At 70.5% G+C, this 23818-nt stretch carries 22 protein-coding genes; 9 read left to right on the top strand and 13 right to left on the bottom strand.

What is annotated here, in order from left to right:
• The first annotated feature begins 13 nt into the window (after positions 1-13).
• Positions 14-1798 carry a long-chain-acyl-CoA synthetase gene (locus tag MMB17_RS12305; RefSeq protein WP_241098950.1) on the top strand — a complete coding sequence of 595 codons (1785 nt, stop codon included), beginning with the start codon at positions 14-16 and terminating at the stop codon, positions 1796-1798.
• A gap of 79 nt (positions 1799-1877) precedes the next feature.
• Here the strand turns inward: MMB17_RS12305 and poxB are convergent, their stop codons facing one another.
• The 3 genes from poxB to MMB17_RS12290 all read right to left on the bottom strand — a co-directional run bounded on the left by poxB (position 1878) and on the right by MMB17_RS12290 (position 5187).
• Positions 1878-3611 (bottom strand): ubiquinone-dependent pyruvate dehydrogenase, encoded by a 1734-nt coding sequence (gene poxB, locus MMB17_RS12300; RefSeq protein ID WP_241098949.1) that lies wholly within the window; start codon positions 3609-3611, stop codon positions 1878-1880.
• A gap of 143 nt (positions 3612-3754) precedes the next feature.
• Entirely contained in the window at positions 3755-4825 is a 1071-nt protein-coding gene (locus MMB17_RS12295) for a quinone-dependent dihydroorotate dehydrogenase (RefSeq protein WP_420847377.1), read from the bottom strand.
• Positions 4825-5187 (bottom strand): DUF952 domain-containing protein, encoded by a 363-nt coding sequence (locus tag MMB17_RS12290; RefSeq protein ID WP_241098947.1) that lies wholly within the window; start codon positions 5185-5187, stop codon positions 4825-4827. The genes MMB17_RS12295 and MMB17_RS12290 overlap by 1 nt, the downstream gene beginning before the upstream one ends.
• Before the next feature lie 307 nt (positions 5188-5494).
• On the opposite strand from MMB17_RS12290, the gene MMB17_RS12285 reads away from it, so the two are divergent.
• The 5 genes from MMB17_RS12285 to MMB17_RS12265 all read left to right on the top strand — a co-directional run bounded on the left by MMB17_RS12285 (position 5495) and on the right by MMB17_RS12265 (position 10246).
• Positions 5495-6127, top strand: coding sequence for a S24 family peptidase (locus MMB17_RS12285; RefSeq protein ID WP_238311537.1), 633 nt, complete (start codon positions 5495-5497; stop codon positions 6125-6127).
• Positions 6128-6251: 124 nt separating this feature from the next.
• Positions 6252-7352 (top strand): ATP-binding protein, encoded by a 1101-nt coding sequence (locus MMB17_RS12280; protein WP_241098946.1) that lies wholly within the window; start codon positions 6252-6254, stop codon positions 7350-7352.
• 108 nt (positions 7353-7460) lie between these two features.
• Positions 7461-8420 carry a TIM44-like domain-containing protein gene (locus MMB17_RS12275; protein ID WP_241098945.1) on the top strand — a complete coding sequence of 320 codons (960 nt, stop codon included), beginning with the start codon at positions 7461-7463 and terminating at the stop codon, positions 8418-8420.
• Positions 8421-8664: 244 nt separating this feature from the next.
• Positions 8665-9384 carry an iron-containing redox enzyme family protein gene (locus MMB17_RS12270; RefSeq protein WP_241098944.1) on the top strand — a complete coding sequence of 240 codons (720 nt, stop codon included), beginning with the start codon at positions 8665-8667 and terminating at the stop codon, positions 9382-9384.
• Positions 9377-10246: a GNAT family N-acyltransferase gene (locus MMB17_RS12265; RefSeq protein WP_241098943.1), complete on the top strand. Its 870-nt coding sequence runs from the start codon at positions 9377-9379 to the stop codon at positions 10244-10246. Before MMB17_RS12270 ends, MMB17_RS12265 begins: the two co-directional genes overlap by 8 nt.
• Before the next feature lie 6 nt (positions 10247-10252).
• Here the strand turns inward: MMB17_RS12265 and MMB17_RS12260 are convergent, their stop codons facing one another.
• The 6 genes from MMB17_RS12260 to MMB17_RS12235 form a co-directional block, all read right to left on the bottom strand.
• A complete protein-coding gene (locus MMB17_RS12260) occupies positions 10253-10459 on the bottom strand; it encodes a Trm112 family protein (protein ID WP_241098942.1) in 207 nt (68 codons plus the stop codon).
• Positions 10460-10582: 123 nt separating this feature from the next.
• A complete protein-coding gene (locus tag MMB17_RS12255; protein ID WP_241098941.1) occupies positions 10583-11251 on the bottom strand; it encodes an LON peptidase substrate-binding domain-containing protein in 669 nt (222 codons plus the stop codon).
• A gap of 64 nt (positions 11252-11315) precedes the next feature.
• Positions 11316-12227 (bottom strand): thioredoxin family protein, encoded by a 912-nt coding sequence (locus tag MMB17_RS12250; RefSeq protein ID WP_241098940.1) that lies wholly within the window; start codon positions 12225-12227, stop codon positions 11316-11318.
• 134 nt (positions 12228-12361) lie between these two features.
• Positions 12362-12853, bottom strand: a complete 492-nt coding sequence (locus tag MMB17_RS12245) for a hypothetical protein (RefSeq protein WP_241098939.1) — start codon at positions 12851-12853, stop codon at positions 12362-12364.
• Positions 12854-12886: 33 nt separating this feature from the next.
• Entirely contained in the window at positions 12887-13879 is a 993-nt protein-coding gene (locus MMB17_RS12240; protein ID WP_241098938.1) for a glutathione S-transferase family protein, read from the bottom strand.
• Positions 13880-13959: 80 nt separating this feature from the next.
• Positions 13960-14919: an alginate O-acetyltransferase AlgX-related protein gene (locus tag MMB17_RS12235; RefSeq protein ID WP_241098937.1), complete on the bottom strand. Its 960-nt coding sequence runs from the start codon at positions 14917-14919 to the stop codon at positions 13960-13962.
• A gap of 101 nt (positions 14920-15020) precedes the next feature.
• Here MMB17_RS12235 and MMB17_RS12230 point away from each other — a divergent pair, with 101 nt between their 5' ends.
• Both MMB17_RS12230 and MMB17_RS12225 read left to right on the top strand, forming a co-directional pair.
• Complete coding sequence (locus MMB17_RS12230) at positions 15021-15539, top strand: 2'-5' RNA ligase family protein (protein ID WP_241098936.1); 519 nt, start codon at positions 15021-15023, stop codon at positions 15537-15539.
• Positions 15536-16294 (top strand): phosphatase PAP2 family protein, encoded by a 759-nt coding sequence (locus MMB17_RS12225; protein WP_241098935.1) that lies wholly within the window; start codon positions 15536-15538, stop codon positions 16292-16294. The genes MMB17_RS12230 and MMB17_RS12225 overlap by 4 nt, the downstream gene beginning before the upstream one ends.
• Here MMB17_RS12225 and MMB17_RS12220 read toward each other — a convergent pair whose 3' ends face one another.
• Complete coding sequence (locus MMB17_RS12220; protein WP_241098934.1) at positions 16295-18430, bottom strand: protein-disulfide reductase DsbD family protein; 2136 nt, start codon at positions 18428-18430, stop codon at positions 16295-16297.
• A 216-nt stretch (positions 18431-18646) separates the two neighbouring features.
• On the opposite strand from MMB17_RS12220, the gene MMB17_RS12215 reads away from it, so the two are divergent.
• Positions 18647-19054: a response regulator gene (locus MMB17_RS12215; protein ID WP_238311551.1), complete on the top strand. Its 408-nt coding sequence runs from the start codon at positions 18647-18649 to the stop codon at positions 19052-19054.
• Between the two features lie 29 nt (positions 19055-19083).
• Here MMB17_RS12215 and MMB17_RS12210 read toward each other — a convergent pair whose 3' ends face one another.
• From MMB17_RS12210 to MMB17_RS12200, 3 genes are all read right to left on the bottom strand, one after another.
• Positions 19084-19347, bottom strand: coding sequence for a hypothetical protein (locus MMB17_RS12210; protein ID WP_241098933.1), 264 nt, complete (start codon positions 19345-19347; stop codon positions 19084-19086).
• A gap of 285 nt (positions 19348-19632) precedes the next feature.
• Complete coding sequence (locus tag MMB17_RS12205) at positions 19633-22116, bottom strand: PAS domain-containing protein (RefSeq protein ID WP_241098932.1); 2484 nt, start codon at positions 22114-22116, stop codon at positions 19633-19635.
• Positions 22117-22298: 182 nt separating this feature from the next.
• A complete protein-coding gene (locus tag MMB17_RS12200) occupies positions 22299-23756 on the bottom strand; it encodes a sensor histidine kinase (protein WP_241098931.1) in 1458 nt (485 codons plus the stop codon).
• Positions 23757-23818: the final 62 nt, after the last annotated feature.

The raw sequence follows: 23818 nt of genomic DNA, 5'->3' as shown, positions 1-23818 counted from the left end.
TCCCTCGACCGACATGGCCGCCTCGCCTGCCTCTCCCCCCTCCCAGCGCCCATCCTCGACCGCGGGCTGGATCGGTGCGCTCGAACGCACCGCGCGCATCGACGCGCAGCCGGAGCGCATCTTCCCGCGGGTGATCGACGAGCTGGCGGAGCGGCACGGCGCGGCGCCGGCCCTGATCGGCACCGACGAGATTCTGAGTCACCGCGCCCTGTCCGAACGCCAGAACCGCTACGCCCGCTGGGCCCTGGCCCAGGGCCTCGCCCAGGGGGACACCGTCGCCCTGCTGATGCGCAACCGGCCGGACTATCTCGCGCTCTGGCTCGGGCTGACGCGGGTCGGCCTGCGGGTGGCACTGCTCAACGCCCATCTGCGCGAGCGCAGCCTCGCCCATTGCCTCGCCGTGGCGGCCCCGTGCATCCTGATCGCCGAGACCGGGCTCGCCGAGGCCCTGGAGAGCGCGCGGCCGCATCTCGACGCCCCACCGCCGGTCTGGTGGCAGGGCGAGGGCGAGACCCCCACCCTCGCGGAGGCGGCCGCGGGCTTCTCCGGGGAGCCTTTGCTTGCGGAGGAGGCCCCGTCCGTCACGGTCCGCGACGAGGCGCTCCTAATCTACACCTCGGGCACGACCGGCCTGCCCAAGGCCGCGCGGGTGAGCCACCATCGCGTGATGATGTGGACGCATTGGTTCGCGGGGCTGATCGATCCGCAGCCGGACGACCGGATGTACGATTGCCTGCCGCTCTACCACAGCGTCGGCGGGGTGGTGGCGCCGGGCAGCGTGCTGCTCGGGGGCGGCGCGGTCATCCTCCGCGACAAATTCTCGGCGAGCCGGTTCTGGCCGGACGTGGTCGAGAGCGGCGCGACCCTGTTCCAGTATATCGGCGAGCTCTGCCGCTACCTCGCCGCGGCGCCCCCCGACCCTCTGGAGCGCGCGCATCGTCTGCGCCTCTGCACCGGCAACGGCCTGCGGCCCGAGGTGTGGGAGCGCTTCCAGGTACGCTTCGCGGTGCCTCGCATCCTCGAATTCTACGCGGCGACCGAGGGCACGGTCTCGCTCTACAATGTCGAAGGCAAGGTCGGCGCGGTGGGGCGGGTGCCGCCCTTCATGGCGCAGCGCTCGCCGGCGCTGATCGTGCGCCACGACATGGAGACGGGCCTGCCGCTGCGCGATGCCGCCGGGCGCTGCGTGCCGGCCGATCCGGGCGAGACGGGCGAGCTGCTCGGCCGCCTTTCGGCCAAGGCCGAGCACAGCTTCGAGGGCTATACCAGCGCCGCCGAGACCGACCGCAAAGTTTTGCGCGACGTCCTGCAGCCGGGAGACGCCTGGATGCGCACCGGCGATCTGATGCGGCGGGACGCGCAGGGCTTCTTCTATTTCGTCGACCGGATCGGCGACACCTTCCGCTGGAAGGGCGAGAACGTCGCCACCACCGAAGTGGCCGAGGCGCTCGGCCGCTGCCCGGGGGTGACCGAGGCCATCGTCTACGGCGTCGCCGTGCCCGGCGCCGAGGGCAAGGCCGGCATGGCAGCCCTCACCACCGACCCGGATTTCGATCTCGCGGACCTGTACGCGGCCCTGGCCGCCCGGCTCCCGGCCTATGCCCGCCCGCTCTTCCTGCGCCTCGCGCCGGGTTTCGCCCACACGGAGACCTTCAAGCAGCGCAAGGGCGCGCTCGCCGAGGACGGGTTTGATCCGGAGAAGATCACGGATCCGCTCTACATCGACCGCGATGGCGCCTATCGGCCGCTCGACGGGCCGACCTTCGCGGCGATCGCCCGAGGCGCGATGCGGCTCTGAGGGAGCCCCGACGGCCTCCCGATCGAGGAGCCGAGTTGGCCCAGGCCCCTCACCTTCGAGGGATGAGGGGCCGGCCCTCTCAACGGATCAGGTTGCTCTTGGCCAGATCGAGGATCGCGTCGCCGCGGCCGTTCATCACGGCGCGCAGCACGTAGAGGCTGAACCCCTTGAGCTGGGCCGCCTCGACCTTGGGGGGCATCGACAACTCCTGGCGGTTGGTGACCACGTCCAGCAGGGCCGGTCCGTCATGGGCCAGCACCTCGCGGACGGCACCCTCAAGCTCGCCCGGATCCTCGACCCGGATGGCGTGGATACCGATGGCGCGGGCCATGGCGGCGAAGTCCGGGTTCTGCAGCCCGACACCGGTCTCGAGATAGCCCGCGGCCTTCATCTCCATCTCGACGAAGCCGAGGGTGCCGTTGTTGTAGATCACCACCTTCACCGGCAGCTTCTGCTGCGTGAGCGTGAGGATGTCGCCCATCAGCATGGCGAAGCCGCCATCGCCCGAGAGCGAGACCACCTGCCTCTTGCGATCCGCTGCCTGGATGCCGATGGCCTGGGCCATGGCATTGGCCATAGAGCCGTGGGCGAAGGAGCCGATCAGCCGCCGGCCCGGCGTCATCGTCAGGTAGCGGGCGGCCCAGATCGTCGGCGTGCCCACATCGGTCGTGAAGGCTGCATCGGGACCTGCGAGGTCGCTCAGGACCTTGGTCAGGTACTGCGGATGGATCGGCTTGCGGCCGGCTTTGCCGGTGGCGAGGTCGTCCAGCCCCTCGCGGGCCTTGGCATAATGGGCGAGGCAGGCCTTGAGGTGGCGGTCGTCCTGCTTCGGCGTCAGCCGGCGCAGGAGCGCCGCGACGGTGGTGCCGACATCGCCGACGAGGCCGAGGTCGAGCCGGCAGCGACGGCCGAGATTCTCGGGCCGGATATCGACCTGCGCGATGGTGGCGTGGTCGGGGAAGAACTGCCGATAGGGGAAATCCGTGCCCAGCATCAGCAGGGTCTCGCAGGCCTCCATCGCCGCGTAGCCCGAGGAGAACCCGATCAGCCCGGTCATGCCGACATCGTAGGGATTGTCGTGCTCGACATGCTCCTTGCCCCCGAGGGCATGGACGATCGGGCTCTTCAGCGTCTCGGCGAGCCGCATCAGCAGCGGATGCGCGCCGGCGCAGCCCCGGCCGCAGAACAGGGTGATCTTCGAGGACCCGTTCAGGAGCGCGGCGAGCCGGTCGAGCTCGTCCTCCGCCGGGACGGTGACGGGCGCCTTGGGCAGCAGGCTCCGCGGCGCCGCGACGGCCCGCTTCGGGGCGGGGCGCAGGGCCACGTCGCCGGGGATGACGATCACCGCCACGCCGCGCTGGCCCACCGCCGTGCGGATCGCGGTCTCCAGCACATAGGGCAGCTGTGCCGGGTCGGAGACCAGGGCGCAGGAGTGGCTGCACTCGCGGAAGAGCTCTTCCGGATGGGTCTCCTGGAAATAGTTCGAGCCGATCTCCGCCGAGGGAATCTGGGCGGCGATGGCCAGGACCGGGGTGCGCGAGCGGTGCGCGTCGTAGAGCCCGTTGATGAGGTGCAGATTGCCCGGGCCGCAGGAGCCGGCGCAGACGGCGAGCTCCCCGGTGACCTGGGCCTCGCCGGAGGCGGCGAAGGCGGCGACCTCCTCATGGCGGACATGGACCCACTCGATCACGCCGCGGGCCCGCACGGCCTCGGTGATGCCGTTCAGGCTGTCGCCGACGATGCCGTAGATCCGGCGCACGCCGACCTGCTGCAGGGTCTCGACGAAGAGATCGGCGACGTTCTCGATGCTCATGGGTCCGGCTCCGTGCCCTGCGCGACCGCGCGCTTGGCCGGACAACGCACGGAACCTCCGCCGGACCCGGACAGCCGGCATGCTTTCGACACATGAGGGGCGGCCCATACTCCTCAAAGGTTGCATGGGCCGCGGGCCGCCGCTCAGCCGCGGGCGATGGCCTCCGCGTCGCGGCCGACGACCGGGCCGAGACCGGGCAGCCTCTCCGCCTCGAGGCGTTCGAGGAGGCCGCGCTTGATCGCCCCGACCAGGCCCGGCCCCTGATAGACCAGGGCGGAGTAGAGCTGGATCAGGCTCGCGCCGGCCCGGATCTTGGTCCAGGCGGCCTCCGCCGAATCGACGCCGCCAACCCCGATCAGCGGGATCGCCTCGCCGACGCGCAGGAAGGTCTGGGCGAGGAGGCGCGTGGAAGGCCCGAAGAGCGGGCGGCCGGAGAGGCCGCCGGTCTCGCGGGCGAGCACCGTCTCCTGGAGGCTCTGCGGCCGGGCGATGGTGGTGTTCGAGACGACGAGCCCCTGCACGCCCCGGCGCTGAGCCGTGGCGACCATGGCGTCGAGGGCCTCGAGCCCGATATCGGGGGCGATCTTCAGGAGCACGGCAGTGTCGGGCGAGGTCCCGTCCCGCGCCTCGACCACCCGGGCGAGCAGATCGTCGAGGAAGGCCTCGCCCTGCAGGTCGCGCAGGCCCGGGGTATTGGGCGAGGACACGTTGACGGTGACGAAGGCGACATGGGGCGCCAACGCCTCCGTGCAGGCGACGTAGTCGGCGAGCCGGTCGGCCGAGTCCTTGTTCGCCCCGATATTGACACCGACGAGGCCCGGCCGGCCGCGCCGCCGCTCCAGGCGCGGCGCCACCACGGCGAGTCCCTCGCTGTTGAGGCCGAAGCGGTTGATGACCGCGCCGTCGCGGACGAGCCGGAAGACCCGCGGGCGGGGATTGCCGGGCTGCGCCTTCGGCACCACGCCGCCGACCTCGACGAAGCCGAAGCCGAGGCGCAGCAGCGCGTCGGGCACCTGCGCGCCCTTGTCGAAGCCCGCGGCCAGGCCGACGGGATTGGGAAAGCGGCGCCCGAAAGCCTCGACCTTCAGGCGGGAATCGTCCGGTGCCGGGCCGAGGGGCGGCATCAGCGCCAGGGCGCGCAGGGTGAGGCCATGGGCGGCCTCGGCATCGAGCCCGTGGAGGACGGGACGCGCCAGGGAGAACAGGGGGCCCATCACGCCGGACCGCCTTCCGGGCCGAACGCCGCCGGGAAGACGTGCCGGCCCTCCGCCCCGAGAGGCAGCGGGTCCACCGCGCGGACGGCGGCGAGGGGAAGCGGGCCGTAGAGATGGGGGAAGAGGTCGCCGCCGCGGGACGGCTCGTAGCGCAGGGCGTCGCCGAGCGCCGCCGCCTCCACCGCGACGAGGAGCAGGTCCGCCTGCCCCGCGAAATGCCGCGCCGCCGTCTCGGCCACCTGGGACGCGGTCGAGAAATGGATGAAGCCGTCGACCTGGTCGACAGGGGCGCCCGTGAAGACGCCCGCTGCCTCGGCGGCCTGCCAGAGGCCGCGCGGACAGATCTTGTAGATGAGCGCCATCGCCCTCCCCATTGGAGCGCTCGTCCTCGGCGGGTGCCGGGAGCGCGGAATCTCAGGGCTTGAGAGTCCCGCCCAATCCGCGTGGCGGGCGTGCTCCAGAGGCCGCGGGAGCGATAATGCGCGCGGCGCATGGCGGCAACCGGGGCCATTGCATCGGACAGCCGCCGCCGGCTCTAGCCTCGGCGCGCCTCAGGTGCGAAAACCTCGCCACCCCGAAAGATGCGTTGCGTCTCCTTTCTTTTGGCTCTACTTTCCTAGTGCTAGGTTAGCAGTCCCACATCGCGCCCCAAACCTTCCCGAGTCCGACATGCTGTCGCACGAGCAGATCTGGGCCGCGATCGATCGGCTGGCCGAGCGCTACGGCTATTCCGCCTCCGGGCTCGCCCGGCGGGCGGGCCTCGACGCGACCAGCTTCAACCGCTCGAAGCGAATCGGCCCGGACGGGCGCAAGCGCTGGCCCTCGACCGAATCGGTCTCGAAGGTGCTGGCCGCCACCGGTGCCAGCCTCGACGACTTCTTCCGCCTGATCGCGGCCCGCGAGGGTCCGATCCGCTCGATGGTGCCGCTCATCGGCATGACCCAGGCGGGGGCCGGTCGGCTCTTCACCGAGGAGGGCATGCCCACCGGCGGCCCGGGCTGGGAGGAGATCGAGTTTCCCGATCTCGGCGGCGACCGCGCCTTCGCCCTCGAAGTGCAGGGCGATTCGATGGCGCCGCTCTACCGGGACGGGGATGTGCTGATCGTCTCGCCCACGGCGAGCATCCGCAAGGGCGACCGCATCGTCGTCCGCCTCGTCACCGGCGAGGTGCTGGCCAAGGAGCTGCGCCGGCGCACGGCCCGCACCATCGAGCTCGTCTCCCTCAACCCGGCCCACGAGGACCGCACCGTGCCGCTGAGCGAGGTCACCTGGATCGCCCGGGTGATGTGGGTGCGGCAGTGAGCCGTCCGATCGCGTTCGGCTGAGCGCCCGTCGCGCTTCCGCCATCGCCGCGGAGGCGTAGCCGTGGCCCGGAGAGAGCCTATCTCTTGCCGGTGAGGCCTCAACCGGCGGCGGGCATCCGAGCATGACATCGCATCGCGACGGCGGCGCGTCCGTCTCCCCGGCAGAGGCGGCTCTTCTCGCGGCGCTGCCCGTGCCGGCCTTCCTGATCGCGGGGCCGCCGGGCGCATCCGTCCTCACGGCCGCCAATGTGGCCCTGTCCGCCCTGACCGGCCTCGCGCCGGAGGCGCTCCTCGGTCGCAGCCTGGACACGCTGCTCGCCCGGCAGGAGGAGGCCGGCGCCCTGCACGGCCTGCAGGCGGCCCTCGCGGAGGGCACGGCCTTCGCGGGCGAATTGCTGTTCGAGGCCGAGGGCGGAGCGGGCTACTGGGGGGAACTGCATCTCGCGCCCCTGCCCGCCGGCGGCTATGTCGGCCAGATCGTCGACGTGACCCGGCGCAAGGATGCCGAAGGCGCGCTCGCCCTGTCGCGCCAGCGGGAGGCGCTGGGGCTCCTCACCAACAGCGTCGCCCACGAGTTCAACAACTTCCTGCAGATCCTGATCGGCTACATCGACGGCCTGAACCGGCGCCTGGGCGACCGGCAGGAGCCCTTCGTGCGCCGGGCGCTCACCCGATCGACGGAAGCCTCGGAGCGGGCCGCGGCGCTGACGCGGCAGCTCCTCGCCCATTCCCGGCGGATCGCGCCGGACGTGCGCCCGATCGACCTGAATGCCGTGGTCGCGGCCTTCGTGGAACGGCACAGCCCCCGCATGCCCGAGCGGCTGAGCCTGACCGCGGAGACGGTACCGAACCTGCCGATGGCGCTGGCCAACCCGATCCAGGTCGGCCTCGCCCTCGACCTGCTGCTCGCCAATGCCTGCGAGGCGATCTCGGGGGCGGGCCGGATCAGCATCGGCACATTCCTGGTGCCCCCCGGCGACCGCAGCCTGCAGCGCCCCGAGAACGGCGCCGTCGGCATCGCCGTCACGGATACCGGCCACGGCCTGTCACCGGAGATGCTGACCCGGGCACTGGCCCCCTTCGCCACCAGCCGGGAGGCCGGCCGCGGCACCGGACTCGCCATCGTGCACGGACTGATGAAGCGGCAGAGCGGGACCATCACCCTCGACAGCCGCCCCAACGAGGGCGCCACCATCCGCCTCGTGTTTCCTGCGGCCGGCTGAGCACAGCTGTGGAGAAGTGCTTTTTGGAAGGACTAAAAAGCACGCTCGGCCGTCACCATATTTTGAGAGGGCGCTTCTGCCCTCTCGGACCCTTCTTCGAGGATCGACATGGATTCCCTGAAACCCCGTCGCCGGCGCGCCGCGACCATGCTCGCGCTCGCCGCGTCGCTGGCCTTCGCCGCAACTGCCGTCGACGCCCGGCCGGGCGGCGGAGGCGGGATGGGCTCGCGCGGCTCGCGGACCTATAGCCCGCCCGCCGCGACGACGACCTCGCCCGGCGCGACCGGCCCGATGCAGCGCTCGCAGACCCAGCCGAGCCCGGGCTTCAACAATCCCGGCATGCAGGCCCCCTCGCAGGGACGCCGCTTCGGCGGCGGCTTCTTCGCGGGCCTGCTCGGCGCGGGTCTCCTCGGCGCCCTGCTCGGCGGCGGCCTCTTCGGCGGACTCGGCGGCATCGCCTCCTTCCTCGGCCTGCTGCTCCAGATCGGCCTTCTGGTCGGCCTGGTGATGCTGGCGCTGCGCTTCTTCCGCCGCCGCCAGCAGGGCGAGCCTGCCATGGCGAATGCGGGCTATGCGCGCTCGAACCTGGGCGGCTCGAATCCGAACGGCCCGGGCCAGCCCAATGCCGGCTACGGCTATGGCGGGGGCACCGCGGCGGCGCCGTCCCGCCCGATCCAGATCGGCCCCTCCGACTACGAGGCCTTCGAGCAGAGCCTGAACGCGATCCAGGCCGCCTATGGCCAGGAGGACGTGGCGGCCCTGCGCAACCTCGCGACCCCGGAGATGGTCGGCTATTTCGAGGAAGAACTGCGCGCCAACGCCGCCCGCGGCGTGGTCAACCGCATCTCCGACGTGAAGCTCCTCCAGGGCGACCTCTCGGAGGCCTGGAGCGAGGGCACGGCGGAATACGCCACCGTCGCCATGCGCTTTTCGCTCCGCGACATCACCCTGGACCGCCGCTCGGGCCAGGTGCTGGAGAACGGCCCGACCGAGGCCAAGGAGTTCTGGACCTTCGTGCGCGAGCGCGGCGGCCGCTGGCAGCTCTCGGCGATCCAGCAGGGTCGCTGACGCGGCCCTCAACCGCTCGGAATGCGACAGGGCGCGCGGTCTTCGAACCGCGCGCCCTTTTTCGTGACCTCTGGTCACGGCGGTTGCTACTGGCAACCTAGGGTCTCGCTCTGTCAAGCATGACGGCGACAAAATCCGCTGCCCCGTTTTGTTGGAGGCCGCCCCCCGGCCCGGCCTAGCGTCCGGGCGTCGCGGAGGGCGCTCGGGCCCTCCGCCTCGGATCCCGATGCGGAGCGTGCGTCAGATGAATCAGACGGTTGTCGACAGCGGTGGGGAGGCCCTCGTCGCGACTCTGAGGGCGGAACTCGACCGGCTCGTCGCCGGCACGGACGAGCGGGCGGCGGGCAAGGCCCTGCTCGACGGCTCGGCCGGCCGCGACCTCTACGTGTCCTATCTCGTCCAGACCCGGCACTACGTGGCCCTGACCTATCCCTGCCTCTCCGGCGCCGGCCGCCGGATGAAGGAACTCGGCCAGCACGACTTCCTCGCCGACCTGCTGTTCCAGAAGGCCGAAGAGGAGGAGGACCACGACGTCCTCATTGACAACGACCTGCGGGCGCTCGGCCTCAGCGCCGAGAAGACCCTGGAGGAGCAGGGCGCCGGCGGCTGGATCACGGCCTACAACGCCTGGATCAAGGCGGCGACGCAGGGACGCCACCCGGCGTCCTTCCTCGGCAGCGCCTATGTCCTCGAAGGGCTCGCCGTGCATCGGGCCGGCCCGAGCGCCCGGGCGCTTCGCGCCAAGCGCGGCATCGACGGCATCGAGAAGGCCACGACCTTCCTCGAGCTGCATGCGGAGGCCGATATCAGCCATGTCGACGACATGGAGCGGATCCTCGGCGGCCTGACCGACCCGGCGGAGCAGGAGGCGATCATCATGACCGCCGCGGCCACCCGCGAGGCCTATCTCGGCATGCTCGACGAGCTCGCCGACGCGCATCTGAAGCCGGCCCTCCATGCCTGAGGGCGGGGAGGACGGCTCCGTCGTCCTCGATCGGGACACCGCCGGGCCGGACGCGTCCGGCGGCCTCCCGGCGGGGATGCGCGCCGCCGATCCCTACCGGGTGGTGCGGGCGCGGACGGTGACGGAGCTCGACGCGGCGACGCGGATCCGCTTCGAGGTCTATTCCCGCACCATGCGCTTCGAGGGCGGCTTCCTGCCGTCCTTGCGCGAAGTGAACGGCTTCGACCTGCTCGACACGACGGACCTGTTCGTCGCCTACCGGCACGGGCAGCCCATCGCCACCCTCCGGCTGCTGCGGCCGAACGGGGCGCTGGCCCGCCACCACGACACGCCCCTCGGCCTGCCGCTGACCCTGAAGGGGCAGCTGACCGGGCTGCCGCCGGGCGCGGTGGTGGCGGAGCTCGGCCGGGCGGCGGTGCTGCCCGCCTATCGCGGCTCCCCGGCGATCGGCCGGCTCTACCAGGCAGCCTACGAGAGCTCGCTCCGGGCCGGCGTGAGCCACTGGATCGGGCTGGCCCTGACGGGCACGGACAGCGCCGCCGATGCGGGGATCATGATGGCGCTGCTGAAGCGCCGGGGCCGGCTGGCGGCCGCGCCCACACTGAGCCTGCCCAAGGAGGACGAGGGCGAGGGCCTCAAGCCCGCCTACGGCACCGCCGAGCGCCTGGCCGCGCAGGCAGACGATCTCGACGGGCTCGTCCTGCCGCGGGCGGTGGAGTTCCACCTCGGCACCGGCGGCGCGGTGATCGGCGCGCCGCTCTACGACCCGGTCTTTCGGGAATACATGATCCCGCTCTTCATGGCGCTGGAGGATTTTCCCCACTCGCCCCTCGGGCGGCGCTATTGCGGAGTCTACGGATAGCGTCCGCTACTCCGTGAGCGGGCGCGCCTCCTCCGGGAGCATGATCGGGATGCCGTCGCGGATCGGGTAGGCGAGCTTCGCCGAGCGGCTGATCAGCTCCTGGCGGCTCGAATCGTAGTCGAGCGGCTCCTTGGTCAGGGGGCAGACCAGCAATTCCAGGAGCTTGGGATCGACCCGGGTCGCCTCGACCGGCTGCGTCGTCTGTTCGGCCATGTGTGGAGAATCCGCTGAAAGGGAGCCGCGCCGGCTATAGCGCGCAGCCGGCGCGGGCGAAACTCGTCATCGCGCATCCGCACGGTCCCGCCCGCATCGTCCGAGCCCCGAGCGGGTGCGCCGTCACTGCAGCGTCGGCTCGGAGCCGTCGCCGCGCACCAGCTCCATCTCGGTCACCGCGACCAGCACCTCGGCCCGGGTCTTCAGGTCGGGCGCCTCCAGCATCGCCTGCTTCTCGCGCACGCCGAAGGGGCTCATCATGCAGAGCGCGTTGACGAGGGCCTCGTTCGGCGCCTCCTCGATGCCCGACCAGTCGACCTTGAGGTCGTTGACCTCGACGAAGTCGCGCAGGGCCTTGAGCACGCCCTCGCGGTCGACATGCTCCTCGCCCGCACGCGCCTCGAAATCCGAGGCGAAGTCGTCGTAGCTCACCTGGCAGCGCCGGAACGGCGTCGGGCCGGCGATCTCGCTCTCGACCCGGAAGCGGGCGACGCCGGTCAGCGAGATCAGGTAGCGGCCATCCCCCGTCTCCGCGAATTGCGAGATCCGGCCGGCGCAGCCGATCCGGTAGAGCCGCGGCGCCATCGGCGAGCCGCCGCCCTCCGCATCCGGCTGGATCATGCCGATGATCCGGTCGGTGCGCAGGGCCTCGTCGACCATGGCGAGATAGCGCGGCTCGAAGATGTTGAGCGGCATCTGCCCCCGCGGCAGCAGCAGGGCGCCTGGCAACGGAAAGACCGGGATAATCCCCGGGCAATCGGCCGGTGCCTTGTAGCCGGCATGCAAGCTCATCGCGCCGTCCCCCCTGACCGATGGCGGCGCACGGCCGCGGTTGTGGTGACGGAGCGGACCCCGCTCACGAGAACAGGATCGTCGAGAGCTGCCGCCGCCCCCGGATTGCCGCCGGGTCCATCAGGCCCCAGGCCTCGAAGAACTGGAGCAGCTGCTTGCGCGCGGCATCCTCGTTCCAGTTGCGGTCCCGGCGGGCGATGGCGACGAGCTGGTCCACCGCCTCGTCGCGCTTGCCCAGCGCGTTGAGGCCCAGGGCCAGGTCGAACCGCGCCTGGTGATCGTCCGGATCGGCCTCGATCCGGCGCTGGAAGGCGGACAGATCGCCCAGGCTCTCTGCCTGCTCCGCGAGCTCGAGGGCCGCCTTCACGCCGGCGAGGAGGGGGTCGTTCTCCTTGCCCGCCGGTACCATGGCGAGCACCTGCTTGGCATGGTCGAGCTGGCCGGCATCGACCTGGATCTTGGCGAGCGCCGCGAGGGCGGCGAGGTTCTCCGGCTCTTCCTGGACGACGGCGGCGTAGAGCTGGGAGGCCGTGGCGAGGTCTCCGGCGGCCGCAGCCGCGGCGGCCTCCTCCATCACCTGCTCGATCTCGGAGGGGCCGGCGAGGCGGCCCACGAAGCTCTTCACCTCGGATTCGGGGATCGCGCCCATGAAGGCGTCGACCGGACGGCCGCGGTCGATCGCGATCACGGCGGGGATCGATTGCAGGCCGAGCTGCTGGCCGATCTGCTGCCAGACCGCGGGATGCTCGTCGATGTTCAGCTTGACGAGCTTCACCTTGCCGCCGGCCGCCGTCACCACCTTCTCGAGGATGGGGGTGAGCTGCTTGCAGGGGCCGCACCAGGGCGCCCAGAAATCGACGAGCACCGGCTGATTCATCGATTCCGCGATCACGTCCTGGCGGAAGCCGGCGGTGCTGGTCTCCTTGATCAGGCCGGCAGCCGGCGTCGGGCCGGTCGCGGAGGCGTCGGTGAGCATGGAACCCTCAAGTCTCGTCGTCGGTTGGGCTCGCGCTGTGCGCGACGCCGCATAGATGGTGCCATCCGCCCAGGAAGGCTAGGGTTTTCGCGCAGGCCCCGGCCGCTTCTCCCCGGATCGGTTCAGCGATCGTTTCAGCGCTTGGGCGCATCCTCGGGCTTCTTGGCGTCCGAAGCCTTGGCCTCCGTCACGAACACGCCCTCGTAGGTCTTGCCGGCGGAATTGGCCGTGCAGGCGATCATGGTCTTGCCGGGCTCCGGCGTCGAGAACGTGCAGGAGCCGACCGCCGGGGCCGGGTTGCGCACGATGGTGTTGGCGTCCTTCTTGCCCGGGATGACGAGGCTGATCGGCTGGAGCGGATCGGTCTCCTCGGTCCGCTCCTGCTGGGCGCCGACCCCGCTGAAGCTCAGCGTCTGCCCGTCCCAGGCCGCGAAGTCGAAGCTCGTGCGCGTCCCGGAGACGGTGTTGACGAGCTTCTCCTTGCAATTCTGGGTGATGTCCTGGCCACCGATCACCAGCTTCTCGCAGCGGCCTTCCATGGTCACGCTGGCGGTCTGCTGCGCGAGGGCCGGGCCGGCCACCAGCACGGGAGCGACGAAGAGGAGCGTCTTCAAACCGATCTTCATGGCGTCGGGTCGTTTCCTCGAAGGGACCGGCTCTCAGGCGGAGAAGCGCAGGGCGCGGTCGTTGGGGGCATCGAAATGCAGGGCCGGCCCCGCGGGCACGATGCCCGTCGGGTTGATGTTGGCGTGGCTGCCGTAATAGTGCCGCTTGATGTGGTCGAGATCGACCGTGCCGGCCACGCCCGGCAGGGCGTAGAGGTCACGCAGGTAGTTCGACAGGTTTGGGTAATCGGCAATCCGCTGCCGGTTGCACTTGAAGTGCCCGACATAGACCGCGTCGAACCGCACCAGGGTCGTGAACAGGCGGATATCCGCTTCCGTCAGGTCCGAACCGCAGAGATAGCGGCTCCGGTCGAGGCGAGCCTCGAGGGCGTCGAGCTCGTCGAACAGGGCAGTGAAGGCCTCCTCGTAGGCCGCCTGCGTCGTGGCGAAACCGGCCTTGTAGACCCCGTTATTGACGCGGTCGTAGACGCGCTCGTTCACCGCATCGATCTCGGCCCGCAGGGCTTCCGGATAGAGATCGGGGCCGGAGGCGCCGAAGGCGCCGTTCAGCATGCGGAGGATCTCGGCGGATTCGTTCGAGACGATGGTGGCGCGCTGCCTGTCCCAGAGGGCCGGCACGGTGACGCGGCCGGTGTAGCGGGGTTCGGCCCTGAGATAGACCTCGTAGAGCCTGTCCGCGCCGTTGACGGCATCCGCGGTGGCGCCGGGGACGCCGCCCGTCTCCGCCGGCTGGAACACCCAGCCCTCCTCGCGCATGTAGGGCGAGACCACGGAGACCGAGATCGCCTCCTCCAGACCCTTCAGGGCGCGCGCGATCAGGGTGCGATGCGCCCAGGGGCAGGCGAGGGAGACGTAGAGGTGGTAGCGCCCCGCCTCGGCCTTGAAGCCGCCCTCGCCCGAAGGGCCGGGCGCTCCATCCACCGTCACCCAGTTGCGGAAGGCCGAGGCCTTCCGCTCGAAGCGGCCGCCCGTGCTCTTCGTGTCGTACCACTGGTCCTGCCAGACACCGTCGACGAGCAGCCCCACCGGACCCTCCTGTTCCCGCGTTTCACACATGGAGGCGGGGGCGCGCTTGGGAAGAGCGCCGCCATCCCCGAGCCGCCCCGTCAGACCACCGGCGCCAGGGCCGCCTGCCGCCGGGCGGCCGGCATGTCCGGCTTCTCGAAGGCGGCGACGTCGAAATCGTCTTCCGGCACCCGCACGAGGAAGCGCTCGGCGATCTCGAACATCAGCACGTCCGGGCGCACCTTTTCGACATAGCCCCAGTCGATGCTCGACGACCAGACGAAGTGCATCTCGCGGAAGCTCTCGGAGAGGAAGCCGGTGAGCAGGATCGGCGCGTAGTGGGAATAGGAATCCCCGAACAGCACCAGAATCCGGGGATCGGCATGAGGGGAGTCGTTCCGGTAGATCACATGCGCCCCGACATGCAGGTCGCCGGCCCGGCCCGCCTCCTCGTAAGCGAGGACCAGGGGACTCGCGTAGTCGCGCCGCGCATCCCGCTCCACCGCCCAGTTGGTCACCGTCTCCCGCGGCAGGTTCGGCAGCTTGTCGCCGAGGTCCCACAGCCCCTCGGTCTCGAAGCGGGGGCGCTCGCCGATCCCGGGCGGCGGCACGGCACCGCAGGCCCGCATCATCAGCCGGTAGCCGATCAGGCAGCCATCGTAGGTCCAGTGGGAATCCGTGCGCCGGAACAGCTCGACCGGGCCGTCGCGCATGGCCCGCAGGGGCGCGACCAGATCGACGACGCCCGGGATCTTCTCGAGCTTGCGGGCGAGGCGCCGGGCCGGGGACAGGGCGGGATCGTAGGCGAGCCCGTCGACCCGGTCGTCGTAGACGGAGAGCTTTTCCGGCACGATGGCATGGACGTAGCGGATGCCGAGCCGTTCCGCCCGCCGGGCGCGGGCCTCGACCAGCCGCTTCCAGCGTCGCAGGCACCACCACATCGCCAGCGAGCGCCGGTATTGCCGCAGGACGCCGTTGGTGCCGCCGATCAGGAAGAGCCAGCCGTCACGTCCGACATGGATGATCGCGCGGCGGGCCGCTCTCCGGGCAGGGTCAGACATCGCCGCCCTCTTAAACCAGCCCGGCCCGGCGTGAACAGACGGATGCTGGACGGAAGGGCCGACCGCGCCATGTCCGCCTCTCCCGCATCATGCCGAGCCCGATGCCCGCGCCCGATCCCCTGATCCTGACCCTGGCCTTCGACGAAGCGACCTTCGTGCACTTCGACGGCCTGCGCCGCCGGCACTTCCCGGAGGCGCTCAATTTCATCCCGGCGCATGCCACTCTGTTCCACCACCTGCCCGGCGAGGTAGAGGCCGGCATCGAGGAGACCCTCGCCGCGCTCGCGCGCACGCAGCCGCCTCCCGAGGTGTCGGTGACCGGCCTGCGCCTGCTCGGCCGCGGGGTCGCCTATGTCCTGGAAAGCCCCGCGCTGGAGGCCTTCCGGGCGCGCCTCGCCGCCGCCTTCTCGGAGCGGCTCACCGCCCAGGACCGGCAGGGCTGGCGGCCCCACGTCACAATCCAGAACAAGGTCACCCCCGAAGCCGCCAAGGCCCTGCATGCGGCGCTCGCGGAGGATTTCGTGCCCTTCCGCTTCAGGGCACCGGGCCTGCGGCTCTGGCGCTATCGCGGCGGGCCCTGGGAGCGTATTGCGGCGATCGGTTTCGGAGGCGTCCCGTGAAGTTTCCCGATCTGGCCCGGCGCGGACAGCCCCTGGTGCGTCCGGTCTCGGCCGTGTGGCTGCGCCTGCACCTCAACGAGGTCGGCCCTCTCCTCTCCCTGCTGACCCTGAGCGTGCTCGGCTACGGCTTCTTCGCCCTGGCCCACGAGGTGGGCGAGGGCTCGACCGAAGCGCTCGACCGCAAGATCCTGCTCGCCCTGCGCAATCCGGCCGACCTCGCCGACCCGATCGGGCCGCCCTGGCTCGAGGAGACCATGCGCGACATCACCGGCTGGGGGAGCGTCGTCACCATCGTCTTCCTGACCCTGAGCGTCGCCGCCTATCTGGCGCTGGCCCAGAAGCAGCGCGCCTCGGTCTTCGTCCTCGCCGCGGTGGTGGGGGGCGAGGCCGTCTCGACGCTCCTGAAGCTGTTCTACCACCGGCCGCGGCCGGACCTCGTGCCCCACGGTATGGAGACCTTCACGGCGAGCTTCCCGAGCGGGCACGCGATGATGTCGGCCATCGCCTACCTGACGCTCGCCACCCTGCTCGCCCGGATCGAGCCGCGGCGGCGGGTGAAGGTGCTGGCCCTGACGCTCGGCGTCACGATGACCGTGCTGGTGGGGATCAGCCGGCTCTATCTCGGGGTGCATTGGCCGAGCGACGTGCTCGCCGGCTGGTGCGTCGGCGCCGCCTGGGCGGCCCTGTGCTGGTTCGTCGCCCTGCAGCTGCAGCGCCGCGGCGAGGTGGAGGCTCCGGATCCGCCGCCGGCGTGATCAGCGCCCCGCCAGATCCGCCCGCTTGCCGATCTCCGCGAGCACGATGCCCTCGGTAAGGATCTGCGGCAGCACCCGGGCCTCGGATCTCCCGCGATAGACGAGGTAGAGCGGCACGCCGCTGCGGCCGTGGCGCTCCAGGAGAGCGGTGATCTCGGGATTCCGGTTGGTCCAGTCGCCGCGCAGATAGGCGACGTCGCCGGCCTTGAAGGCGGCGCGGACCCGCTGGCCGGCCAGCGCCGTGCGCTCGTTGACCTGGCAGGTGATGCACCAGGCCGCGGTCATGTCGACGAAGACGGTGCGGCCTTCCGCCCGCAGGGCGTCGAGACGGGCCTGGGTGAAGGGCTCGATCCCCTCCGCCGAGACGGTGGAGGCGGCGCGCGCCCGGTCGCCGTCGAGGACGGCGACGAGGCCGAGGGTGGCGGCCAGAGCCGCCAAGGCCGCCGCTCGGGCGAGGCCGGCGCCGGTGCGGCCCGAATGCCGCGCCCGCTCCCAGACCCAGGCGGAAAAGCCCACGAGCACCAGCCCGCACAAACCGGCCAGGAGCCCATTCGGGCCGACCTGCTGCGCCAGCACCCAGACGAGCCAGGCGACGGTGGCGTAGACCGGGAAGGCGAGCACGCCCTTGAGCGTATCCATCCAGGCGCCGGGCCGCGGCAGCACCCGCAGGGCGCCGGGGAACAGGGTGAGCAACAGGAACGGCAGGGCGAGGCCGAGACCGAGACTCGCGAAGACGGCGAGGCTCACCGCCGGGCTCTGGGTCAGCGCGAAACCGACCGCAGTGCCCATGAAGGGGGCGGTGCAGGGGGTCGCCACCAGGGTGGCGAGCACCCCGGTGAAGAACGAGCCCTGATAGCCCGCCCGCCGGGTCAGCCCGTCGCCGAGCCCGGCAATGCCGGCGCCGACATGGACGACGCCGGACAAGCTCAGGCCCATGGCGAAGAGCCCATAGGCGAGCAAAGCCACCACGATGGGGGACTGGAGCTGAAAGCCCCAGCCGATCCCCGCCCCGCCGGCCTTCAGCGCCAGCAGCAGGCCGGCCAGGCCCAGGAAGCTGACGAGCACGCCCGCGGTGTAGACAAGGCCGTGCCGACGCACGCGAGCGGCCGAGGCGCCGGACTGCTTCACCAAGCTCAGCACCTTGATCGACAGGACCGGGAAGACGCAGGGCATCAGGTTGAGGATGAGCCCACCGAAGAAGGCAAAGGCGACGGCGCTCCAGAACGTCAGCGCCTCGCCGTCGTCGCGCGGGAGCTCCGCGGAAGGGGCCGCGGGAGAGGCGGGCGCAGCCGGGACAGGCGCGGACTCCGGCTCCTTGCCGAGCGCATAAGCCTGGCGCTCGCCGTTCTCGGTGAAGACGAGCACCCCCGGCAGATCCTGCGGCGGATTGGCGGCGTCGGTCGGCTTCAAGGTCAGGTGAAGACCGGTTCCGTCGACGGAGAAATCCTGGGGCGCGGCATTGTCGAGGGCGGTCTCGGCATAGGGGAAGAAGGCCACCCCGGTCACGGTGCCCGCGGCGATCCCGGTCCGGTCGAGATCGAGCACCAGCCTCTCGCCCGTACGGGCCAGGCGGTAGGGCCAGGGCGAGGGCTCCGGCAAGGCGGCGCGGGCCTGGGCGAACAGGCCGGCCTGGGCGGGATCCTTCTCGGCCTCGGCGGCCACGGGCAGGTCGAGGCTCAGGTCGGCCTCGCCGGGAATGCAGATCTCCTCGCAGACGAGGTAGGTCAGATGGCCGCCGAGACGCACGCTGCCGCCTAAGGCGAGGGTTGCGGGCGCCGTCACGGGCACGAGCAGCACCACCTCGCCCTCGTAGCCGTAATTCATCAGCGTCTGGACCGGGATCCGCTCGGGCACCGGCCAGGCGGTCGGGCCCACGGAAAAACCCGCCGGATTGGCCCAGGCCATGTCCGGCGGCAGGCCGGAATCGCCCGGGTTGCGCCAGTAGACGTGCCAGCCCGGCTTCATCACCAGGCGCAGGCCGAGGGTGAGGCGGCGGCCCGGCACCAGCGCCGTCTCTTCCGAAACGAGGCTCGCCCGCACGAGGTCCTTCGGTTTCACGCTCTGCCCCGCCGCCCGCGCCGGCCCGAGGCCGAGGGCGGAGAGGAGCAGGCAGAGAACGAGGAGGAGGCGGATCATCGCGGAGGGTTGGCGGTGCAAGATGGCAGGCGAGAGGCGCCGTCCGTCGTTCTTAACAGGGGTGATCGGCCCGTGACAGCGGGAGCCCCTGGATCCCGAGCGCGTTCATGGGCTAGACGAAGTGGCGTCGTGCCCTTCGTAAGGATCGGGCCGGCGGTCCGGGATGCGGCATCGTCGCGCCTGATCCGCGGCCCCGGCTTTCAGGGAGAGCAAGGTGTGAGCGCACGGATCCTGATCGTCGAGGACGAGATGCTGGTCGCCGCCGACATGGAGGCGACGATCGAGGATCTCGGGCATGTCTGCACGGGCATCGCCCCCGATCTCCAGGCCGCCACGGCGCTCGCCGCCGCCGATCCCGACATCGCCCTCGTCGACCTGAACCTGCGCGACGGCGCCACCGGCGCCGAGATCGGCGCCATGCTGAGCCGGCGCGGCATCGCCGTGATCTTCGTCACCGCCAATCCGCGCATGTTGGGCAACGGCGTGCCGGGCACCCTCGGCGTCATCACCAAGCCCTGCGACGAGGCCGCGGTCGACCAGGTGATCGCCTATGCGATCGGCTGCCGGAAGGGCGAGCGCCTGGTTCCACCGGAGGGGTTCCGGACGTTCAGCCCGTCGGCCTGAGCAGTCCGTCCGGCTCTAAAGGCAGGCCCTCACGCCACCCGGCGGGTCGTCTTCTTGCTGATGCCCGAACCGGCATGCACGTCGCGGCGGCGCTTGCCCGCGACCTTGCGCTTGAAGGCGGCCCCCCAAATCAGCAGGCGGGTCGCCATCCTGTCGAGAAACCACATCACGGCGCTGATGATGATGGCGAGGGCGCAGACCGTCCCGATCAACAGGCCGAGCACGCCGGGTGCCGGGATGATGAGGAGGCAGAGCAGCCCGATGGAGGCCACGGCCGGAACCCACTTCCCCATCGAGGTGCCTTTCCAACAATGTCACCACCAAAATTAGACCGGCACCCGTGAGCGAATCCTTAAGTTCCGAGTTCTGATCGTTCGCAATGAAATTGAAAAAAATACAATTTCTCATCTAGCCCGCACCATGTGCAGAATATTTCTTCGACGCGCCGGGCGCTAAAAACAGACGGAGAATGATCCGAAAGTTTCCACCTCGCCTGAACGGGCCTCGTCTGCCCGCCTGGAGGCGACCGGGAATGTCCCTGGTCAGACCTGGTGATCCCGCCCGCCGAATGAGGCGGCTCAGAGGGCGTTCTCGGGGAGCGGCAGATCGATGGTGCAGAGCAGAGCGGTCTCGCCGAGCTCGTAGGTCGTGCGCGCCTGAAGCGCGTAGGGCAGCGCACGCTCGATCAGCTCGCGGCCGTATCCGCCCTGCTTGGTCACCGGGCTCCGTTCCTCGGGCCGGCGGTCGAGTCCCGTCTCCCGCCATTCGAGCGCGAGCCGCCGGCCCGTCCGGTCCGCATAGGTCCGCCACGTCACCTGCAGGGTCCCGCCCTCGCAGACGAGGGCGCCGTATTTGCGGGCATTCGTGGCCAGCTCGTGCAGCGCGAGCGCCAGCGTCTGCACCGTGCTCTTGCGCAGCCGGACTTCCGGCCCGCTGGCCTTGACGCGGTGCGACCGGTCCGAGACGCCCAGGGCGTCCAGCTCCGAGCGGATCAGGGCGCCCATGGTGATGGGCTCGTCCTCCGAGCGCGACAGCAGGCCCTGAACCCGGGAGAGCGCGTTCAGGCGATTGTTGAAGGCCCCTTCGAACGCCGACAGGGTCTCGCTCGCGCGCATGGTCTGCCCGGCGATCGAGCGGACTACGCCGAGGAGATTGCGGGTCCGGTGCTGCAACTCGGCGACGAGCACCTGCTGGCGTTCCTGCATCTGGCGCAGATCGTCCACATCCGTCGACGTGCCGAGCCATTCGACGATCCGCCCGGTCTCGTCGCGCACGGGGGTGGCGCGGCTCTGGAACCAGCGGTAGCGCTGCTCGGCCGCGTGCCGGATGCGCCCGTTCATCTCCAGCCGGCCGGAACCTTCGGCCGATTGCCAGAGGGCCATGGCCGCGTCGCGATCGTCGGCATGGAGGGCGGCGAGCCAGCCCCAGCCGCAGCTTTCCGCTTCGGAGAGACCGGTATAGGCGCTCCATTGCGGACTCGACCACGTCCATTCACCGCCGTCGACCGCCCTCCAGACCAGTTGCGGCACGCCCTCGACCAGGGTGCGGAAGCGCGCCTCGCTCTCGCGGAGCTTGGCCTCCGCCACCTCGTCGCGCAGACGGAGCACCTCGGCCTGGGCATCCTTCCAGGCCGTAATGTCCTTGGTGGTCGTCGCCACGCCGTCGCCGAGCCGCACGGCGGACTGGAAATACCAGCCGTCGAACTGCTCGTGGACGTAGTGCCGCTCCGCGATCGACGGCTCGCCCGTCACCGTGACGCGCTTGAAGGCGTCGAAGATTCCCTCCTGCACCACGCCGGGATTGCGTTCGAGCAGGCGCTGCCCGAGCACCTGGCCATAGAGGCGCTCGGAGGTGTGGTTGTTCAGGAGCCAGCGGAAATCGACGATCGCGCCCGCCCCGTCGCGCACGGCCTCGAACACCTGGATCATGTCCATGGAGCAGTCCATGGTGGCCTGGAGCAGATCGCGGCTGGACCTGAGTTCCGCCGTCCGGTCCTGCACCTGGCGCTCCAGCTCGTCGCGATGCGCCTCCGCGGCGAGCCGCACCTTCTCCTGGGCCTCCCGCCGCTCGGTCACGTCGCTGCCGACGCCGAACCACTCGCGGATCTCGCCAGCGTCGTCGAGGAGGGGCACGGCGCGCGAGAGCACCCAGCCGATGCCGCCACTTGCCTTGCGGACGCGGAGTTCAAGCTCGAAGAGGGATTTCGCGCGGATCGCATCCTCGATGGCGGCGAAGATCGTCGGCCGGTCTTCGGGGAGCAGGTAGATCTCCGCCCAATTGTCGATCGGCTCCGAGATGTTCGTGAGGAGGTCGCCTCCGGAGAGCTGACGCAGCTCCCGCCAATCGGGACTCATGCGGTACAGCATCTGGGCGCTAGCCATGGCGACGGCCCGGAAGCGCGCCTCGCTCTCCCGCAGGGCCATCTCCGCCCGGACACGCTCCGCGGCCTCCTGATGACGGGAGATGAGGATGGCGGCACTGGTCGTGAGTTCGTCCGCGAGGATGAAGTCGCTCTGTGCGGGCTCGCGCGGCTCGTCGAAATACATGGCGAAGGAGCCGACGAGCTTCCCGGATGCCGCCTCCACGGGAAAGGACCAGCAGGCGCGATAGCCATGTTCCCGGGCGAGCCACATCCAGGGCCGCCAGCGGGGGTCCTCGAGCACGTCCGACGTGATCACCGGCGCTCCCTTCGCCGCGGCCAATCCGCAGGCCACGGATTCCGGAGAAATCTTGAAACCGTCGACCTGCCGCGCATAGGTCTCGGACATGCCCACGACATGGTGCAGGCCGCCCTTGCCGTCGCTGATGTAGAAGGCGCACCGGCGGCCGTCGCCCATCTGCCTCACGACGGCGTCGGCCAGGAGGCCGAGGGACGCCTTCAGCGGAGCGTCGTTCATGGCCGCCTGGAACGCTTCCTTCTGGACGGCGAGCCAGGCCTCGTTGCCGAGGGAAGCCGATCCGTTCTTCCTTGAGGCTGCGCCTGCTCTGGGGCGGGCGCGCAAAGCAGCTTCGGCCGCGCTCAGGCGGCGCTGAAGCTCTTCGATGGTCGCGCGTTCGTTCATGGGTCACTAACCCACAGACGGGAATGATATCGAAGCAGAAATGTCAATTCGCGGACATTGTCGCGAAGAGCAGCTGATCGAGCGACCGTGCAGGAAACGATCGCGGAAAGTTTCCTGATCGCACGCCAAAGCTGGGCCGCGCTTGCTCGCACGCGGCCGCTCCCGTTCCGGCCAGGGACGTCTCAAGACCGGACCAACCGCGAGCATCGCAGGGCGACGCTCGCCCGCAATCCCTCCCGCCGCCACTCCCGCACCAGGAGGCCGCCGAGCTGCTGCTCGACGCTCATCGTGGCGAGCTGCGTACCGAAGCCCCGGCGGCTCGGCGGCCCCTCGATCGCGGGGCCGCCCTGTTCTTCCCAGACCAGAGTGAGGTCGTCGCCGGTGCGGGCCACCGAGACGCGGACCCGGCCGTCGGGCACGGAGAGTGCGCCGTATTTCGCCGCGTTGGTGGCGAGCTCGTGGAACAGGAGCGCGAGAGGGGTCGCCCCCTTGTCGTCGACGGGCACATCGTCCCCCTCCACCGCGACCCGCGGCACGCCGTCGATCCCGTAGGGCTCGAAGAGATCGCGCAGCATGCCCTGCAGCATCATCTCCGGCATCTCGGGCCGGGATTCCTCGCTGTGGGGACGCGCGAATTCATGCGCCCGGCCCAGGGCGGCGATGCGGTTCATCAGGTCGCGGGCGAAGTCCTTCACGGCGGGATCGCGCCGCGCCGAGAGGCGGATCAGCCCGGAGATGATCGCGAAGATGTTCTTGATGCGGTGGCTGAGTTCCCGGTTCAGGAGCTCGTTCTGCTCGGCCACGCGCTTGGCCGCGTCGATATCGGTGCAGGTGCCGATCCAGCGGATGATCCGCCCCTCCTCGTCACGCACGGGCAGAGCGCGGCCGAGCGTCCAGCGGTACTCGCCGCTGCGGTGGCGCAGGCGGTACTCGACCTCGTAGGGCTCTCCCGTCGCGAGGGAATGGCGCCAGCGCTTCCAGGCCCGCTCCTGATCCTCGGGGTGGAACATCCCGTTCCAGGCCTCGCCGTCGGTGGAGCCCACGGGCACGCCGGTGAACTCGTACCAGCGGTCGTTGTAGTAGTCGTGGTAGCCATCCGGCAGGGTCGACCAGACCATCTGCGGCATCGCGTCGGTCAGGACGTCGTACTGCGCCTGCGTCGCGTCCCGCGCCGCCTCGGCCCGCCTCTGCGCCCCGATCTCCATGTTGACGCCGAACCAGCGGATCACCCGGCCGGTGCCGTCGCGCAAGGGTACGATGCGGGTCAGGAAGGGGCGGAAGATGCCGTCCGCCCCGCGCAGGGGGCACACCATCTCGACGGGCTCGCCCGTGGCGATCGAGGTGGTCCAGGCCTTCATCACCCGGTCGAGCTCGGCCGGATCGTGGACCGCCTGCCAGCCCCAGCCCTCCATCGCCTCGGGGGTGGTGCCGCAGTACTCGTGCCAGCGCCGATTGTACCAGACGATGCAGCCGTCGCCCCGGGCCATCCAGCACAGGGTCGGGATGTTGTCCGCGAGCAGGCGAAGCTCGGAATCCGCGATCTGGGATCCCACGCCGGGCAGGATCGCATCGATATGCGCCTCTGCCCGCCAGAAATCGCGGTCGAAGGCGTGGCCGTCCGGCTTAGGCTCGGTCGTCACGCGGCGTCTGGTTCCGTGGTGATGAGCCGACACATCGCTCTTCAACTCCCACGGCCGCGATC

The organism is Methylobacterium organophilum (genome assembly GCF_022533465.1).
GTDB lineage: Bacteria > Pseudomonadota > Alphaproteobacteria > Rhizobiales > Beijerinckiaceae > Methylobacterium > Methylobacterium organophilum.
The sequence above is the reverse complement of the archived record's forward strand: the minus strand, read 5'-3'. Positions and strand labels throughout refer to the sequence as shown.